Origin of the sequence: Bacillus nitratireducens, from assembly GCF_001884135.1 — a bacterium.
In the GTDB taxonomy this organism is placed as follows: Bacteria; Bacillota; Bacilli; order Bacillales; family Bacillaceae_G; genus Bacillus_A; species Bacillus_A nitratireducens.
In genome coordinates this window covers 1-17,141 of sequence record NZ_MAOC01000019.1, presented here as the reverse complement: position 1 = coordinate 17,141, position 17,141 = coordinate 1, and the positions used below count along the sequence as shown (strand labels likewise).

At 36.8% G+C, this 17,141-nt stretch carries 20 protein-coding genes; 1 reads left to right on the top strand and 19 read right to left on the bottom strand.

Annotated features, from left to right (window positions below; all coding sequences use genetic code 11):
• Positions 1-5 precede the first annotated feature (5 nt).
• The 18 genes from hisC to BAU23_RS04885 all read right to left on the bottom strand — a co-directional run bounded on the left by hisC (position 6) and on the right by BAU23_RS04885 (position 15,841).
• Positions 6-1,118 carry a histidinol-phosphate transaminase gene (gene hisC / locus BAU23_RS04970; RefSeq protein ID WP_001264004.1) on the bottom strand — a complete coding sequence of 371 codons (1,113 nt, stop codon included), beginning with the start codon at positions 1,116-1,118 and terminating at the stop codon, positions 6-8.
• Between the two features lie 117 nt (positions 1,119-1,235).
• Positions 1,236-2,321: a 3-dehydroquinate synthase gene (gene aroB / locus BAU23_RS04965; protein ID WP_000427691.1), complete on the bottom strand. Its 1,086-nt coding sequence runs from the start codon at positions 2,319-2,321 to the stop codon at positions 1,236-1,238.
• A complete protein-coding gene (gene aroC / locus BAU23_RS04960) occupies positions 2,321-3,493 on the bottom strand; it encodes a chorismate synthase (protein WP_001269394.1) in 1,173 nt (390 codons plus the stop codon). The genes aroB and aroC overlap by 1 nt, the downstream gene beginning before the upstream one ends.
• A 302-nt stretch (positions 3,494-3,795) precedes the next feature.
• Positions 3,796-4,242, bottom strand: coding sequence for a nucleoside-diphosphate kinase (ndk, locus tag BAU23_RS04955; RefSeq protein WP_000415879.1), 447 nt, complete (start codon positions 4,240-4,242; stop codon positions 3,796-3,798).
• A 124-nt stretch (positions 4,243-4,366) separates the two neighbouring features.
• A complete protein-coding gene (gene hepT, locus BAU23_RS04950) occupies positions 4,367-5,329 on the bottom strand; it encodes a heptaprenyl diphosphate synthase component II (protein ID WP_000776069.1) in 963 nt (320 codons plus the stop codon).
• Between the two features lie 31 nt (positions 5,330-5,360).
• Entirely contained in the window at positions 5,361-6,074 is a 714-nt protein-coding gene (locus BAU23_RS04945; RefSeq protein ID WP_071733682.1) for a demethylmenaquinone methyltransferase, read from the bottom strand.
• A gap of 29 nt (positions 6,075-6,103) precedes the next feature.
• A complete protein-coding gene (locus tag BAU23_RS04940) occupies positions 6,104-6,856 on the bottom strand; it encodes a heptaprenyl diphosphate synthase component 1 (protein ID WP_016129024.1) in 753 nt (250 codons plus the stop codon).
• Between the two features lie 271 nt (positions 6,857-7,127).
• Entirely contained in the window at positions 7,128-7,697 is a 570-nt protein-coding gene (folE, locus tag BAU23_RS04935) for a GTP cyclohydrolase I FolE (RefSeq protein WP_001151482.1), read from the bottom strand.
• Positions 7,698-7,818: 121 nt separating this feature from the next.
• Complete coding sequence (locus BAU23_RS04930) at positions 7,819-8,091, bottom strand: HU family DNA-binding protein (protein ID WP_001043860.1); 273 nt, start codon at positions 8,089-8,091, stop codon at positions 7,819-7,821.
• Positions 8,092-8,388: 297 nt separating this feature from the next.
• Positions 8,389-9,867, bottom strand: coding sequence for a stage IV sporulation protein A (gene spoIVA, locus BAU23_RS04925; protein ID WP_000416521.1), 1,479 nt, complete (start codon positions 9,865-9,867; stop codon positions 8,389-8,391).
• 243 nt (positions 9,868-10,110) lie between these two features.
• Entirely contained in the window at positions 10,111-10,824 is a 714-nt protein-coding gene (locus BAU23_RS04920) for a hypothetical protein (protein WP_071733679.1), read from the bottom strand.
• Between the two features lie 65 nt (positions 10,825-10,889).
• Positions 10,890-11,093 carry a DUF2768 domain-containing protein gene (locus BAU23_RS04915; RefSeq protein ID WP_001289003.1) on the bottom strand — a complete coding sequence of 68 codons (204 nt, stop codon included), beginning with the start codon at positions 11,091-11,093 and terminating at the stop codon, positions 10,890-10,892.
• 227 nt (positions 11,094-11,320) lie between these two features.
• Entirely contained in the window at positions 11,321-11,572 is a 252-nt protein-coding gene (locus tag BAU23_RS04910) for a stage VI sporulation protein F (RefSeq protein WP_000369757.1), read from the bottom strand.
• Between the two features lie 113 nt (positions 11,573-11,685).
• Complete coding sequence (locus BAU23_RS04905) at positions 11,686-12,708, bottom strand: NAD(P)H-dependent glycerol-3-phosphate dehydrogenase (protein WP_000161767.1); 1,023 nt, start codon at positions 12,706-12,708, stop codon at positions 11,686-11,688.
• A gap of 18 nt (positions 12,709-12,726) precedes the next feature.
• Positions 12,727-14,037: a ribosome biogenesis GTPase Der gene (der, locus tag BAU23_RS04900; protein ID WP_001125886.1), complete on the bottom strand. Its 1,311-nt coding sequence runs from the start codon at positions 14,035-14,037 to the stop codon at positions 12,727-12,729.
• Positions 14,038-14,161: 124 nt separating this feature from the next.
• Positions 14,162-14,347, bottom strand: coding sequence for a capping complex subunit for YIEGIA (locus BAU23_RS04895; RefSeq protein WP_000979049.1), 186 nt, complete (start codon positions 14,345-14,347; stop codon positions 14,162-14,164).
• On the bottom strand, positions 14,344-15,237 hold the full coding sequence (locus BAU23_RS04890; protein WP_000141600.1) for a YIEGIA family protein: 894 nt from the start codon (positions 15,235-15,237) through the stop codon (positions 14,344-14,346). The genes BAU23_RS04895 and BAU23_RS04890 overlap by 4 nt, the downstream gene beginning before the upstream one ends.
• The gene (locus BAU23_RS04885) at positions 15,230-15,841 is read right to left on the bottom strand and encodes a YphA family membrane protein (protein ID WP_000349106.1); all 612 of its coding nucleotides are present in this window, start codon (positions 15,839-15,841) and stop codon (positions 15,230-15,232) included. The genes BAU23_RS04890 and BAU23_RS04885 overlap by 8 nt, the downstream gene beginning before the upstream one ends.
• Before the next feature lie 118 nt (positions 15,842-15,959).
• Here BAU23_RS04885 and BAU23_RS04880 point away from each other — a divergent pair, with 118 nt between their 5' ends.
• Positions 15,960-16,094 carry a YpzI family protein gene (locus tag BAU23_RS04880; RefSeq protein WP_000513901.1) on the top strand — a complete coding sequence of 45 codons (135 nt, stop codon included), beginning with the start codon at positions 15,960-15,962 and terminating at the stop codon, positions 16,092-16,094.
• 203 nt (positions 16,095-16,297) lie between these two features.
• On the opposite strand, the gene fni is transcribed toward BAU23_RS04880, so the two are convergent.
• Positions 16,298-17,141 (bottom strand): type 2 isopentenyl-diphosphate Delta-isomerase (fni, locus tag BAU23_RS04875; RefSeq protein ID WP_071733677.1); only part of this gene is annotated, 844 nt, incomplete at its 5' end.

Here is a 17,141-nt window from a genome sequence, read left to right as displayed (position 1 = left end):
ATTTCTTAAGAATACGTTTCTTCTTTCTTCACTTGTTCTTTTACAAGTTCCGTAAGCAATTCAATAATCTCATCATTTTCTTCTTTTAATCCAACAGTAATACGAATACCATCATGCATACCAAACGCTGCACCAGAGCGAACGATATATCCTTTTTTCATTAATCGTTCGAAAGCTTCATTACCAGGTATACCGAGTTTCAAGAAAATGAAATTCGTTTGGGATGGATAATAGAACACATTATATTCCTTACAAAATGCATAATATTGATTTAATCCTTCGGTATTTTTCTTCACACAATCTTGTAAAAACTGTTGATCCTCTATTGCCGCTAATGCTACCGCTTGAGCGATAGTTGATGTGTTAAATGGCAGTCTCGCTACCTCTAGCTGCCCTATAAGCTTTGCATCCCCAATCGCATATCCAATACGAAAAGCAGCTAAACCATACGCTTTTGAGAATGTGCGTAGCACCATAAGATTTTCGTATTTTTCAAGAAGAGGCAATGTTTGCGGATAATCTTCTGCCCCAGCGTATTCATAATATGCTTCGTCCATAATAACGAGCGCTGACTTTGGAACTGATTCTAAAAATGAAAGTAATTTTTGCTTTTCTACATATGTACCTGTCGGGTTATTCGGATTACAAATCCATACAATCTTCGTTTTCTCATCTACTTGCTGTAACATTGCATCTAAATTGTGAATACCATTTTCAAGTGGTACTTCCCGAACTTCCGCTCCTTCAATAACAGCATGGTGATGGTATTGCGAGAACGTAGGATTTGCCATTACAACATTTGTTCCTTCATGTAGTAATGCACGGCTAATCATTTGAATGACCTCATCTAATCCACTACCAAATAGCAGTTGTTCCGCTTTTACACCTAAATGCTCTGCTACTTTCTCCCGAAGCTCAAAAGCCCCTCCGTCCGGGTAAAGTGCATATTGATTGGCTAACGAAGTTAATGCTTCTGTCACACGCGCAGAGCAGCCAAATGGATTTTCATTCGACGCTAACTTCACAATTTTTGACAACCCATATTCTCTTTTTACTTCTTCAATATTTTTCCCAGGTACATATGCTCTCAAAGTTAACAATTGCTCTTTTACTCTCACTTTTCTTCCCCCAGTCATTGATATGATTTATAATTCCTTACTGTCACCTTTAATCATAACCGTCACCATTACGAGAATACCTCTACATATGCATTTCATACCTGTTCTACAACTTTTCTAGACCATATCCTTTTGAAATGCTTCTAACGCAATATGAACAGTCTCATCTGAAATAGATACGACATTCACTACCCCATATTCCTGCATAAGTACCATATGAATTGTTCCTGCATTCGCTTTCTTATCTTGTTTCATCAGTTGAACGAGGCGTTCTACATTCAAATCACTTGGCATTTTCGGATAGCCGTATTTCAAGAACCACTGCTTCATCTCTTCATAAGCAAGATCAACCTTGTACACTTGCTCACTTAAAAATAAGGCAAATAACATCCCAACCGCTACTCCGTCACCGTGAGTAATATTTCCATATCCTAACTCTTTTTCAAGAGCATGTCCTAACGTATGCCCAAAATTCAAATGGGCCCGTACACCTTTTTCTGTTTCGTCTTGCGACACAATGTTCGCTTTTACAGGAATCGCCTTCGTTAATATGTGAATTAATTTTTCATCACGAATATCCGTTAATGTTTGCACTTCTTCTTTTAACCAATGATATAGCTTTACATCACCAATAAGAGCATGCTTTATCACTTCTGCATAACCTGATCTCCACTCTTTTTCAGGAAGTGAATGTAAAAATGGCGTATGATATACAACAGCTTCTGGCTGATGAAATGCACCAATCATATTTTTTCCTAGTGGATGATTAATTGCTACTTTCCCGCCTACCGCGCTATCGTGAGCTAATAAAGTCGTTGGAACTTGGACAAAGCGAATACCACGCATAAACGACGCAGCAACAAAGCCAGCCAAATCCCCAATCATTCCGCCTCCAAGTGCGATAATCAAAGAATTTCTATCTAATTTATTTTCAAGAGCCGAAGTGTGAGCCGCATAAAAATTTTCAAAAGACTTCTCTTTTTCACCACTCGGTACAACAAACGAAAACACGTCCTGCTCTACTTGTAATGCATCAACAACTGTCTGTAAATGTAGTGATGAAACAGCTTCATCAGAAATGATCATTATGTTAGATACAGCAGGATTCATCTTTTGAATAAGCGTTGTTAAATGTGACAACGCTTCTTTTCCAACATGTACATCATATTCTTTTGATTTCGTTTGAATATGTATGTTCTCCATTAAAATCCCCTCGCATATTCATTATGTTTCTCAATATTTTCACGTATAAGATCGATACGATCTAATCCAAATTGTTCAATTAAAGCCGTCGCGAGCTCCCAAGCGACAACAGCTTCAGCCACAACGCTAGCTGCTGGTACTGCACAACTATCTGAACGTTCAATACTCGCTGTAAAAGGTTCTTTCGTATCAATATCAATACTTTGAAGCGGTTTATATAATGTCGGTATCGGTTTCATCACACCACGCACAATAACCGGCATACCAGTTGTCATACCACCTTCTACTCCACCTGCATTGTTCGTCTTTCTTCTGTACCCTTGCACTTCATCCCAAAGGATTTCATCATGCACTTCACTTCCAGGTCTATGCGCGGCTTCAAAACCAATTCCAATTTCAACACCTTTAAAAGCGTTAATACTCATAATTGCCGCTGCTAATTTTGCATCTAATTTTCTATCATAATGTACATAGCTACCTACTCCAATTGGCATGCCTTCTACAACTACTTCAACAATACCGCCGATAGAATCACCATTTGCCTTCGCATCATCAATTGCTTGCATCATCTTTTTACCTGCTTCTTCATCTAAACAACGTACAGGAGATGCTTCTGTAGTACTTTGTAATTCCGCAATAGAGTTATACGTAATATTTTCTGCCTGTACACCACCAATTTCGATAACATGTCCCGCTACTTGTATACCTAATTCTGCTAATATCCTTTTTGCAACTGCACCAGCTGCAACACGAACTGTCGTTTCACGTGCTGAAGAACGCTCTAATACATTTCTCATATCTCTATGACCATATTTAATCGCACCATTTAAATCTGCGTGTCCAGGTCTAGGTTTCGTAACTTGCCTTTTCATTTCTTTCTCTTCCTGCTCAGTTAACGGCTCTGCGCCCATAACCTTTGTCCAATGGGTGAAATCACGATTTTCAACAACAAGTGCAATTGGGGATCCCATCGTCTTCCCATGCCTAACACCACTTACAATTTGCACTTGGTCTTTCTCAATTTGCATGCGTCTACCGCGTCCATATCCTTTTTGTCTTCTAGCTAATTCTTCATTTATATCATTCGCTACTAAAGATAATCCTGCCGGAACACCTTCTAAAATTGTCGTAAGTTGCGGACCGTGGGATTCACCAGCTGTAATATATCGCATACGTTATTCCTCTTTTCGCATATGTATTTATCCCGCTACATAAAGTAGCAATGGTATCTTTCATCATTCTATAAGAAAACATTGAAATTATATAGTAAATCGACTACTTGCTTTATCCTACTTGTAATCATTCTATCATTTTCATAACGTTATACCTTTTACTTTACATACCAATATATCATAACAGTCCTAACTTCGTAACAAATCAAAATAAAAAAAGTGCAAGAAGAATACCCCTATTCTTCTTGCACTTTTTACTATTATCACAGTTATTAAAGCGTTTACAAATTATTTTAAAATAATTAGTAAATCCATTGATTCATTAATTTTGAGTAGTCTACTAATTCTTCTTCCTTAAAGAAAATAGCAATCTCGCGCTCTGCACTTTCTAAAGAATCCGAACCGTGGATAATGTTTTTCGCAACAGTTACACCGAAATCTCCACGAATTGTTCCAGGAGCAGCTTCATGTGGTCGTGTTTTACCCATCATATTACGTGCTGTATCTACTACACCTTCACCTTGCCATACCATTGCGAATACAGGGCCAGATGTAATAAAGTCTACTAATTCACCAAAGAAAGGTCTTTCTTTATGCTCACCGTAGTGTTGTTCAGCAATTTCAGGAGTCACTTGCATTAATTTTGCACCAACTAATTGAAAGCCCTTTTTCTCAAAACGAGCTACAATTTCCCCAATGAAGGCACGTTGTACACCGTCTGGTTTTACCATTAGAAATGTTTTTTCCATAAAAAATCTCTCCACTTCTGAATTATGTATGTAATTGTATATCCCCACACACATATTAACACCCTTATCACAATTGTGCAATAGTTTTGAAATAGAGAGATTATTTTATTTTTTAGAAAAAACACTAAAATTTTCGTTTTCCAATATACTTTGCGACATTTTGCAAAGCATACTTCGCCTGTCCACGCGGGAGTGGTTTTATTATTTCTAATGCTTTATGTAAATAACGTTCACTAAACGAAAATGCTTTATCAATAGCTTCGCTCGCTTTAATATCATCAATAATTTCTTTCATTTCACTTGCTGCTGTATTTTCATTCACAGAAATAATTTTCTCACGAAGAACTGGATCTTCCATGGCATACAAAGCAGGTAATGTAATGTTACCTTGTAGTAAATCACCACCAGCAGGCTTTCCGAGCTTCTCTTCTGTCGATACGAAATCTAAAATATCATCAATAATTTGATAAGACATACCAACAAAATATCCATACCAAAATAGACGATTTACAGTATCACGATTAGCACCAGCAGCAATCGCTCCTAACTGACAACTCGCAGCGATTAATAATGCTGTTTTTCGTTTTATCCTTCTTAAATACGTTCTTAAATTTTGATCATAGTTATACTTATCTTTAATTTGTTCGATTTCACCTTTACAAACTTCTAAAATTGTATGAGATAGTGCCTGATGTGCATCTGGAATTTCTATATTTGTTATACATTCAAGAGACTTCGCAAACAAGTAGTCTCCTGTATACATTGCAATACGATCTCCCCATTTCGCATTCACTGTTGCGCTACCGCGTCGTAAAAACGCAGCATCAATGACATCATCGTGAACAAGAGAAGCCATATGAATAAGTTCTAATGCAACCGCAACATGCTTAATTGCATCTAACTTATAATCACCAAATTTCCCTGCAAGTAAAACAAAAACAGGGCGAATCCGCTTCCCACCTGCTTCAATAAGCTGTAATGCCGCTTCTTCTACTAACGGCTGCTCAGAAGCAACTGTCTTCTTCAATTCTTTTTCTATAACATTAATATCCGATCGTAAAAAAGAGTACATAAGTTGTAACTTCATATTGTTCACCTTAACCTAAAACGTCTTTTTTCTATTTTGATTCTGGTTTAAAACCTAAATGCATAGCTGCTACACCATAAGTAAATGGTTTCACTTGCACATTCTTAAGCCCAGCTTCTTCAAACATACTCGCTAACTCTTTCATCCCTGGGAATGTACTAGCGGATTCCTGAAGCCATGAATATTCTTTATAACTTTTTGCAAACATCTTTCCAAATAACGGCATGATATATTTAAAGTATAAGACATACCCTTGACGAAAACCAATCATTGTTGGTTGAGATGTTTCTAAGCAAATCACTTTTCCACCAGGCTTTACTACACGCGTCATTTCTTTTAATACTTGCATGTAATCCGGAACGTTACGTAGCCCAAAACCAATCGTTACATAATCAAACGTATTATCTTCAAAAGGAAGTTCCATTGCATTTCCATGCATAAGTTCTACTTGCTTTAATTCTAAAGCTTCTACCTTTTGTTTACCGACAGCTAGCATATTTTCGCTAAAGTCTAAACCGTAAACCTTTCCATTTTCCCCTACAGCTCCTGCTAACGCAATTGTCCAATCAGCTGTTCCGCAGCAAACATCGAGTGCCTTACTCCCAGGTTTCACATCCATAATTTTCATCGTTTCTTTGCGCCATACCTTATGCCTTTGAAAACTAATTACAGAATTCATCACATCGTATTTATCAGAAATTTTCTCAAATACGTCATGTACTCTTTCTTCTTTTGATTGTTGCATGCTCGTACCTTCTTCCAATGTAAAGTTGCTTATGTCCTTGATTTATCTCTTAACATAGAAATTATTTCATTAACTTCTGTATGATTCTCTAAAATTTTTTCTTCCTGCTTTTTCATTTCCATAAGCCATTCATTAATAACTGTTTCCAGATTTTTATCATCATCCAATGAGATTTTTTGAACCGCTTGAAAAACAGGTGAATTTTGTTTATCAGCATACAATTGACACTCTTTTTGAAGACGATTTTTTCCTAATACATAAGTTATATATGGTTTCCAATTGGATAAATGAAAATGATCACATGTTTTTTGCAACAGCGCAGATTCAATTATTACTACACTTTCCATTATGTCTTGAATCGTCACATGGGCTTTTTGATATAGCATAATTTTATGCTCATTAATCTCCTTAATTCCTTCAGCAAGTGCGCGAATTAAGATAATATCACAATTCATTGACAATAAGTAATAGTATAGACCACTATAATAATCGCCTGCAAGCACTGTCAATTGACGACGCTTATGGAATCCACTCGTCTCTTCGTTTGCTTTATTTGATACTTTTTCATGTGTATCAAGAGCAATTTGTACAAGCATAATCGTTACTACATAATGATCAATTTGTTCTTTATGTATATTTGCATCCTTTAATGCACCGTATAACAGCGCTATTTTTTCTTCATCAATAAATGGTTCTTCAATATAGTTTATAAAATAAGGATGGCGTAATTTCTCCATCAATTTCTCTTTAATACCCGCATACCCTCCGTAGATGTCACACACAAAAAATCACCCTTGTTTTCTAATTCATAAAATTTATTATAACACATACATTCTATTTTCTATAACCAAAACTTGGCTACTTCTGCCAAACTGTCACCGAATGCAGCCTCCACCTTCATTCATACGAATCATCTTCATCACTAACAACTACAAACATTCATTTCCACAAAAGGCAGAAATAGTTTTCAACCTTTATATTCTTGCTCTTTCATACTAAAAATATATCATTTTTTTGCATATAAAAAAAAGAAAAGCAGTTTCCCGCTTTTCTTTACTTCGTCTTAATAAACGATAAAATTTCACTACGTGCTGCTGCATCATTTTCTAACACGCCGCGCACTGCAGTCGTTACTGTTTTTGCACCAGGCTTTTTCACACCACGCATCGTCATACACATATGCTCTGCTTCTACTACTACCATTACACCATGCGGCTCTAGTACTTCCATAATAGAGTTAGCTACTGTTGATGTAATACGTTCTTGTAGTTGTGGACGACGCGCAATTGTGTCTACAGTACGAGCTAATTTACTTAGTCCCGTTACTTTTCCACCTTGCGGAATATATGCAACGTGAGCAACTCCATAAAAAGGAACAAGATGATGCTCACACATCGAATAGAATGGTATATCTTTTACTAGTACAAGCTCTTCGTGATCTTCTCCGAATACTTTGTGTAAATGCTCTTTTGGATCCTCATGCATCCCTGAGAATACTTCTGCGTACATTTTCGCAACACGTTTCGGTGTATCAAGTACTCCCTCGCGATTTGGGTCGTCTCCGATTGCCTCTAAAATAAGACGTACTGCGTGTTCAATTTGTTCTAAATTAACTTTTGCCATCCGCTAGCCCTCCCGAAAAACCTAAAAGTGATACGAACACATTCTAGCATATTTATGTTTTTAAAAGCAAAAAGAAGAGTTTCCAAAAAGGAAACTCTTCTTCCCTGTTAATATGTAAGGATTATTTAACCGCATCTTTTAACGCTTTACCAGGTTTGAATGCAGGTACTTTACTTGCAGCGATTTCAATCTCCTCACCTGTTTGTGGGTTACGACCTTTACGAGCCGCACGCTCACGAACTTCGAAGTTACCGAATCCGATTAGTTGTACTTTATCACCTTGTTTTAAAGCTTCTAAGATAGAATCAAAAACAGCGTCCACTGCTTTTGTTGCGTCCTTTTTAGAAAGGGAACTCGCTTCTGCAACAGCATTGATTAAATCTGTCTTGTTCATGCCATTCACCTCCTCCCAAAGATAAGACTGTATAATGATCATAAAATGAGTCTTACTTTCATTTGTAGGCAATTTTTACAAATTCTATACTACAAAGATGTAGATAAATCATTATCAACGCCTATATTATACGATTCTCCTTTATAATTCAATATTTTTAAGGAAATTGTTACTCTTAAAATGTGAAAATCTGATGAAACTTGACAATTTACAACAAAATATTAGATAATGACTGTTTATTTTACTATTACATACTCCAAAATAAAAAAATCCCTCTACAATTAGAGGGATTTTTTCTTATAATATAATCGCAATCAATCCGCCAGATCCTTCATTAATAATTCTTTCTAGCGTTTCTTTTAATTTATAACGAGCGTTTTCTGGCATTAGAGATAACTTCGCTTGAATTCCTTCTCTAACAATAGAACTAAGAGAACGCCCAAATATATCAGAATTCCAAATTGATAGCGGGTCATCTTCAAAATCTTGCATCAAGTAACGAACTAGTTCTTCACTTTGTTTTTCAGTACCGATAATTGGTTCAAATGTTGATTCTACATCCACTTTAATCATATGAATAGACGGCGCAACCGCTTTTAATTTAACACCGAACCTTGAACCGTGACGAATAATTTCCGGTTCATCTAAGCTCATATCAGCTAATGCAGGCGCTGCTACTCCATATCCGGTTTGTTTTACCATACGCAGGGCATCCGCCACTTGGTCATACTCTGTTTTCGCATGAGATAAATCGAGCATAAGCTTTAATAAATGATCTTTCCCTCGAATCTCTACTCCTACTACTTCTTTTAAAATTTGATCATACAATTCATCTGGCGCATATAAATCAATCTCTGCCACACCTTGCCCCATATCGATGCCAGCTAGACTTGCTCGATCAATAAATTCATATTGACTAAACTGCCAAACGACACGGTCCACATCACGAAGACGTTTTATATCCTTTACAGTCTCTTGAACCGCTTCCTGATAACTTTGGCGTAACCAATGCCCTTCATTTAGCACCATCACCCAGCTCGGAAGGTTTACATTCACTTCTAAAACCGGGAACTCGAATAACGCTTCTCGAAGTACGTTATACACATCTGTTTCTCTTAAACTCTCTACACTCATCGCAATTACTGGGATATCATATTCTTCTGATAAACTTTGACGTAACTGCTCCGTATCTGGATGATATGGCTGTACAGTGTTGATAATCATAATGAAAGGCTTTCCTACTTCTTTTAACTCATTTACAACGCGTTCTTCTGCCTCTATATAATCTCTTCTTGGAATTTCACCAATCGTTCCATCTGTTGTAATAACGACACCAATTGTTGAATGTTCTTGAATTACTTTACGTGTTCCGATTTCTGCAGCTTCATGGAATGGAATAGGCTCTTCATACCAAGGAGTATTAATCATACGCGGACCATTCTCATCTTCATAGCCTTTTGCTCCTGGAACCGTATATCCAACACAATCTACTAATCGAATATTCACTTCAAGACCTTCATCTACTTCGATAGAAACCGCTTGGTTTGGAACAAACTTCGGTTCCGTCGTCATGATTGTACGACCAGCAGCACTTTGAGGCAGTTCATCCTGCGCTCTTTGACGGTCTGACTCATTTTCAATATTGGGAATAACAACAAGTTCCATAAATTTTTTTATAAATGTTGATTTCCCTGTTCGAACAGCTCCTACAACTCCAAAATAAATATCACCGCCTGTGCGTTCCGCAATATCTTTAAAAATATCTACCTTTTCCAAGTGATTCCCTCCCTCAATATTTTTGGGAATAATTCCGCGTTTATAGTCAACTAATACCTTCTCTAACGTTGCCTATAATATCTGATATAATATAATGGTATTCAAGAAGTTCGGACAATATATCATATAATTTTGTCCAATTTCATATGACTATTTAAAAAATACCTTTTGTTTGCATCGCAAGTTGTATAACATAAAAAACCTTTCTTCTAGAACTTATTCACTAAAAGAAAGGTTCATGACTTATGATTTTAAAAAAATTGGTTCGCCATTTTCCACTGTGTAAGGCAAAGAATATGCAGGGACAAACGGGGAATCTTTTAATAGTATATTCCGGATATCTTCCCCTTCTTTAAATTGCCCTTCATTTTTTTTCAACGTTTCATATAAATCAATTCTATAATCAACAAATAATTCTCCTTTTTCATTGATTACAAGAGGGAGACTTTTTCCAGAGTACGGACTTGTCACTTGAGGTACCTCTTTATACCCTAGTTTTTTGAAATCTAATTCATAAACACCATCTGTAATCACTTTTTTAAAAGGTGGATATTGATGTTCATCACGATACATCCTTAACTTTAATGCCACTTCTTGAATTTGTTCCGCCATCCTAACATCAATTAACTTTACTGTCGGATTTGTTTCAACATCTATTAATACATATTGATACACTCCCCCACTTTCATAGGCATTCCCTGGTGCCTCTTGTATGTATCTCGGAGCAACTTTTTGAAAATCAATTGGATATTTTTGATAAATCGGCGTACTCATATCACGCGTCTTAATTGGCAATAAACCATTCGTTTGTTCCTTATATGTAGTAATAGCTTTTTGAACAACTTGTAACTGATCTTCATAAGGAATAGCGTTTTGTTTCATATTTTCTCTCGGATACATACACCCTGTCAAAATGCTTATGCAACAAAATATTAAAATAATATGGATTTTTTTCACTGGTAATCACCTTTTCCTGCTAGTATGGACTGTTCCTTTTGTAACATTTACAGACTACACATCCTCTACTGCTCAATAGGACCACTAAATACAACAAGGAAAATAATAATTCCAGATACAATCATGAGGGTGTAGGCTACTAAAGCTGTAATCCCTTTCAAAATTTTATTCTTCATTTTATGCCTACTTAATAAAATAAAACTTACTGCAAGAAACATAAATCCAATTGCCCCTAAAGCAAACCACATTTTCATAAGCCCTTCCGACATATATACACCCCTTTACTTTTAATCTATTTTTATACTATTTTAACAAATTAAAATCTTTAAACAAATAAAATTCATCATTTTGCCGTGAATTGACGAAATTTATTTAAAATAATAAAACCGAAGCACGAAATGATGCGCTTCGGTTGACCAAATATGCCCTTACCAGCTCTATTCCCATTCTTTCATGACTATCATATGCATTCTCTAAACTCTTTGTTTCTCATAATTTATTTTTTAAACATTTTACTTAACGAACCAAAATCCGCTGGCATATTATTGTTAATGATAGCTTTTACAATTTGATCCTCTTGCTCTTTCGGCACTTCACGTCCTGCCATTAGAGCAACTTGATGAATCAATTGACGAAGCACTTGCTCATCACGCAAGTTCGCATTTTGTACAGATGATGCTAGTTTAAAAATATCTTCTTTATTCACTTTCGCTTCTTTTTCAATGTTACTAAAAATGTTGTTATCCATTTTTTTCACCCTCTCCTCAAGTTACTCTTCATCCTATGCAAAAATGAAAAATTGGTGAAAAAACCCAGAAAATAAAAAACGGTAGAAGTACAAAATGTACTTCTACCGTTTTTTTATAACAAATCAGGTATCGCCTCAACCTCATGTTTTCGAACACGTCCCATTAATGAGCCTACTGCATCTTTCACATTATTCCCATTAAATAGCACGTCATATAAAGCAGCTGTAATAGGCATTTCAACTTCCATTTTCTCTGCCAATTCATGAGCAGCTTTCGTTGTTCTTACACCTTCTACAACCATACCCATGCTTTCTAACACTTCTTCTAAAGAGTGCCCTTTTCCAAGCATATTTCCAGCGCGCCAATTTCGGCTATGAACACTTGTACAAGTTACAATTAAGTCTCCCATACCAGTTAGACCAGCAAACGTTAACGGATTCCCACCCATTTTTCTTCCTAAACGAGCAATTTCCGTTAAACCACGTGTCATTAATGCCGCTTTTGCATTATCACCTAGCCCTAGACCATCCGTTATCCCAGCAGCTAATGCGATAATATTTTTTAACGCACCACCAAGCTCAACTCCAACGATATCTGGGTTTGTATATACACGGAAATAGCTATTCATAAACAGATCCTGTACTTCCTCAGCCGCTTCCATACGTTTGGCTGCAGACGTAACAGTCGTCGCTTGGCGCAAACCTACTTCTTCAGCATGACTCGGTCCAGACAGTACAACAACATCTTTAATCAAGTTCTCTGGAATTTCTTCCTCAATCACTTCCGAAATACGTTTTGACGTACCTGGTTCGATTCCTTTACTTGCATGAATCCAAGTAATTGGTTCCGTAATAATCCCCTTCATCTCTTGCAATACGTCACGATACGCTTTCGTCGGTACTACTAGCAGGACTGTATTTACATCTACTAACGCTTCTTCTAAAGAAGAGTAGGCTGCGATTGTGCTTGGCAATGTAATCCCTGGAAGATATTTACTGTTCTCATGTTTCGTATTAATTTCATTCATGAGTTCAGGACGATTTCCCCAAATACGTACATCATGTCCATTGTCAGCTAATACCATCGCTAACGCTGTTCCCCAGCTACCTGCTCCTACTACTGTGATTTTTGTCATAAAATCACATCCTCTCCATTAGTCTCTTGCTCTAGCGATAATGTGAATCGGCGTTCCTACAAAACCGAACGCTTCACGTAAACGATTCTTTAAGAAGCGCTCATATGAAAAGTGCATTAATTCTGTATCATTTACAAATATAACAAATGTTGGTGGTTTTACCGCAACCTGTGTCGCATAGAAGATTTTCAGACGGCTACCATTATGAGTCGGTGTTGGATTCATCGCTACCGCATCCATAATTACATCGTTTAATACGTTCGTTTGTACACGGATGCTATGGCTTTCATTTACCTCATTGATAACCGGTAATAACGTTTGTGTACGTTTTTTCGTTTTCGCAGATAAGAATACAATTGGTGCATAATCCAAGAATTGGAAATGAGCACGGATGTTTTCTTCAAATGCTTTCATTGTTTTTTCATCTTTTTTCACTGCATCCCATTTGTTTACAACGATAATAACAGCTCGTCCTGAATCATGGGCATATCCAGCGATTTTTTTATCTTGCTCAATAATTCCTTCTTCTCCGTCTAAAACAACTAAAACAACGTCAGAACGTTCAATCGCTCTAAGTGCACGAAGTACACTATACTTTTCTGTACTTTCGTATACTTTTCCTTTTTTACGCATACCAGCTGTATCGATGATTACATAATCTTGATCATCTTTACTATATGGTGTATCGACAGCATCACGCGTCGTTCCTGCTATATTACTTACAATTACACGTTCTTGACCAAGAAGTGCATTTACAAGTGATGATTTCCCAACGTTTGGACGTCCAATTAAAGAGAAACGGATTGTTTCATCGTCATACGCTTCTTCTTCAATCTTTGGAAAATGATTTGCAGCTTCATCTAGCAAATCACCAAGTCCTAAACCGTGTGTACCTGAAATCGGGAATGGCTCGCCAAATCCTAATGCATAAAAATCATAAATATCACTACGCATTTCTGGATTATCAACCTTATTTACCGCAAGTACAATTGGTTTTTTAGAACGATATAAAATTTTAGCAACTTCTTCATCCGCTGCAGTTACACCATCGCGACCATTCGTCATAAAAATGATAACATCTGCTTCATCAATCGCTACTTCCGCCTGTTGACGAATTTGTGTCAAGAACGGCTCGTCTCCAATATCAATTCCACCTGTATCTATAATGTTAAACTCATGATTTAACCATTCTCCCGCACTATAAATACGGTCTCGCGTTATTCCTGGTATATCTTCTACGATTGAAACTCTTTCTCCAACAATCCTATTAAAAATAGTAGATTTTCCTACGTTCGGGCGGCCTACTATTGCTATTACTGGTTTCGGCATATACTTTCATCCTTTCAACTTGCTTCTGTTTATTATGTAAAAAACCCTTCTTTGTGCAAGAAGGGATTTGCATTCCAGAATAATTCTCAACGTATCAAAACACCTCATATTATACCACACGTTGCTAATGTTTCACAATAATATATACATTCTCTTGTAAGCGATGCGCAATACCATCTAAAATCGCCTCTAAATTATTTGCAACAAATTCTAGTTCTTCTGTCGATTCACAAGTAAACAAAGGAGCACCACCTGCAAATTTCTCCGGTTTTGTTGTAATAACCGCGAGAATAACACTTTCTAACATCATCTCTTATCTCCCCTTCCTTTCGGAGCTTCTGATGACATATGAACAGCACTCTCTAATGTTGGTACATTTCCAATTACCCCTATCGCTTTTTCTACATCTTGATCTTGCGGCAGAACAAAAATCCCAACTCTCCCATCCTCTAAATCACGCTTCGCTAACGGTACAAGTGCCGGCGTTCCAGAATCTCTATATATTCCTAAAGCAACAGAAACATCATGTAAAATAGCTTGACGTTGTCCCAAGTTCGAGATTGTAACCATCGCATCTATCGATTTCGGTTTTAAAATAAATCCCATTCCATATTTCATAATTTCTTCTTGCCTTACTGGTAATCCAATATTCATAATGTAAATATTATCAATATAAAGTCCCGCTCCTTCAAAACGAAGTGGAACGTGCTCAATTTCTACAAGATCATGAAGCCTTTTACCCGACATTAATTTTCTCGCAATGAAAAAACTTACCATACCAGTAATTACCCCAGCAATCCATGAATGGAATCCTATATACGCAAACGTTGTTACAAACGACGTTAACATCGCCAAATAGTTACGACTTTCAAAGACTAATGCAATCCCTTCAATGTATGTATTACCACGTGGTACGAGCTCATATCCATCTAATTGTTGAAGCGTATTTCTTTCCATATTACGCACATCACGAAATTGCGTCGCCGCTAACGTAAGAAATGTAATTGCAGAAAAATCTTTTTTCAAAATAGACGGAATCGCAATTGCCCCTAAGGCAGCCGCAATTAACCCCATCGCAATATGAATAATTTTCCCGTGAAGCCTCGTCGGATATTGCCTCGTATCGGTACGAAGCATTAACACCCTAGTTACCGTCCCGGCAATTACGCCACATAAAATGGCTGGTGTATATTCAGTCATGTATTACCCTCGCCCTTCTTTTACGCGTTTTCCTCTTAAATTGTTCCATATATACTGATACTTTTGTAATCCATAGTAAAATCGCCATAAATAAAGTAGAAACAGCAACGACATCAAAAAAGGCTAAACTGCCATATTCATAAGGAAAATGTAATTTATGAAAAATAAGAGTCACCAACAATTCTCCTTGTAACATCCCTATATACAAGGTGCACAATCTTAATATGCGATCCCCGTACAATAAAATTGATGCATACACAAGCGCACCACTTAGCAGCAACAACCTATCAACCACAATCCAAATCGGATCATATACTTCTAACAAATGAAAACTTGTATATAACATTGCAATAATAAGCGCCGAAAGTAAGGTGTATAATTTTTTCCAAATAGAGTATAGTGTGATACCTACAAAAGAAAGAATACAAAGCAAAAGGGCATTTACCGATACAGTAAAAGAAGCAATCGTCACATTTAACGGGGAACAAATAATAAAAATTAATATACAAGCACTTATCTTCCAACGAATAGGTTCTTTTTTCATAAAAAAGGTCACGACAATCCACCCTATCCAAGCCACAAAATAAAAAGTACTCCCATCCATCATTTCACCTCCTATGTTTTCCATTATGGGAACTTTTTATGAAAGTTAATCCTACCTTTTCTTTGTGCATAGTTTTTCTCATAACAGCAAAACTTTTAATAAGGAGGTGGAACTCACAATGGGTAAAGATCGCCAAGAACGAAAGCTAAGAGAATCACGCCGCGTTGAATCTGATCGCGACCAATCACTTCAATATCCTGGTGCAACTAGTCTTGATACACCGGAGCAAGCTCGAAAGCAAAATCAGCACTAAAAATAAAAAAGACGGTTTCAACATTGTATGAAACCGTCTTTTTTCGTAATTTTTTTAATAAATTCTATTCATAATATAATTCTTTTGTTTTCGTATTAATATCTCAATCACAAGATACTCTCTTTTTTCATTCGTAGAATTATATAGCGCAATATCTCACTTCTTCATTTTATAAAAAAAAACCAACCACACGGTTGATTTTTTTATCTCCTACTATAATGCGTAGTATCAATACCACGCTGCATTAACCAATGATACGTTTCGCCTTTTACAACAAGAGGTACAGATTGTAACTCTTCTATCGTCTTCGCGCCAAGAGCTGTCATAATAAATTTTAAATCTGTATGTAAAAGATCGATTTCATCCATTAACTTCTCGACACCATCTTGCATTAAAACACGTAAAAAGTACCCAGCAAACGCAGTTGTATTCGCCCCTAATGCGATTGCCTTTGCCACGTCAAGCGCTGTTTGTATACCCCCAGATGCAATAAAAGAGAGGTTATTATTTGTAGAGGTTGCTTCAATAATCGAGGTAGCTGTTTGTATGCCCCAGTTATTAAAATAAGAAAGCATTCGCTGTCTTCTTTCATTTTCAACGGCAGCAAAATTCGTACCACCTTGTCCACCAATATCAATTGCTGTTATACCTATACTCGCTAACTGCTGTACTGTTTCCTTACTCATTCCAAATCCCACTTCTTTTACAATGACAGGAACTTTACTTTTTAACACAATTTGTTCAATTCGCCGAAGTACACCCGTAAAATCACGGTCTCCTTCTGGCATCGTTAACTCTTGTATGACATTCAAATGAATTTGCAGTGCATTCGCTTCAATCATATCAACGGCACGCTCCGCCTGTTCGACAGTTGCCTCACTCCCCAAATTAGCAAAGAAAATGCCATTTGGGTTTACCTTTCTGACGATTTTATACGAAGCCGCCTCACTTTCATTTTTTAAGGCTGCCATTTGCGAACCTACAGCCATAGCAAGGTTATGATGTTTCGCTACATATGCTAATTGCTCATTAATATGTAATGTTTGC

Bases quoted from the DNA above. Each gene is read 5' to 3' on its own strand.
- BAU23_RS04910 (WP_000369757.1), bottom strand. From the start codon at position 11,572: ATGGATAACAACATTTTTAGTAACATTGAAAAAGAAGCGAAAGTGAAT.
- BAU23_RS04885 (WP_000349106.1), bottom strand. From the start codon at position 15,841: ATGGATGGGAGTACTTTTTATTTTGTGGCTTGGATAGGGTGGATTGTC.
- hepT (WP_000776069.1), bottom strand. From the start codon at position 5,329: ATGAAGTTACAACTTATGTACTCTTTTTTACGATCGGATATTAATGTT.
- folE (WP_001151482.1), bottom strand. From the start codon at position 7,697: ATGGCAAAAGTTAATTTAGAACAAATTGAACACGCAGTACGTCTTATT.
- BAU23_RS04890 (WP_000141600.1), bottom strand. From the start codon at position 15,237: ATGACTGAATATACACCAGCCATTTTATGTGGCGTAATTGCCGGGACG.
- BAU23_RS04905 (WP_000161767.1), bottom strand. From the start codon at position 12,708: ATGACAAAAATCACAGTAGTAGGAGCAGGTAGCTGGGGAACAGCGTTA.
- BAU23_RS04915 (WP_001289003.1), bottom strand. From the start codon at position 11,093: ATGTCGGAAGGGCTTATGAAAATGTGGTTTGCTTTAGGGGCAATTGGA.
- aroC (WP_001269394.1), bottom strand. From the start codon at position 3,493: ATGCGATATATTACAGCTGGTGAATCCCACGGTCCGCAACTTACGACA.
- BAU23_RS04895 (WP_000979049.1), bottom strand. From the start codon at position 14,347: ATGATGTTAGAAAGTGTTATTCTCGCGGTTATTACAACAAAACCGGAG.
- aroB (WP_000427691.1), bottom strand. From the start codon at position 2,321: ATGGAGAACATACATATTCAAACGAAATCAAAAGAATATGATGTACAT.
- der (WP_001125886.1), bottom strand. From the start codon at position 14,037: ATGCCGAAACCAGTAATAGCAATAGTAGGCCGCCCGAACGTAGGAAAA.
- BAU23_RS04880 (WP_000513901.1), top strand. From the start codon at position 15,960: ATGGGTAAAGATCGCCAAGAACGAAAGCTAAGAGAATCACGCCGCGTT.
- BAU23_RS04945 (WP_071733682.1), bottom strand. From the start codon at position 6,074: ATGCAACAATCAAAAGAAGAAAGAGTACATGACGTATTTGAGAAAATT.
- ndk (WP_000415879.1), bottom strand. From the start codon at position 4,242: ATGGAAAAAACATTTCTAATGGTAAAACCAGACGGTGTACAACGTGCC.
- BAU23_RS04930 (WP_001043860.1), bottom strand. From the start codon at position 8,091: ATGAACAAGACAGATTTAATCAATGCTGTTGCAGAAGCGAGTTCCCTT.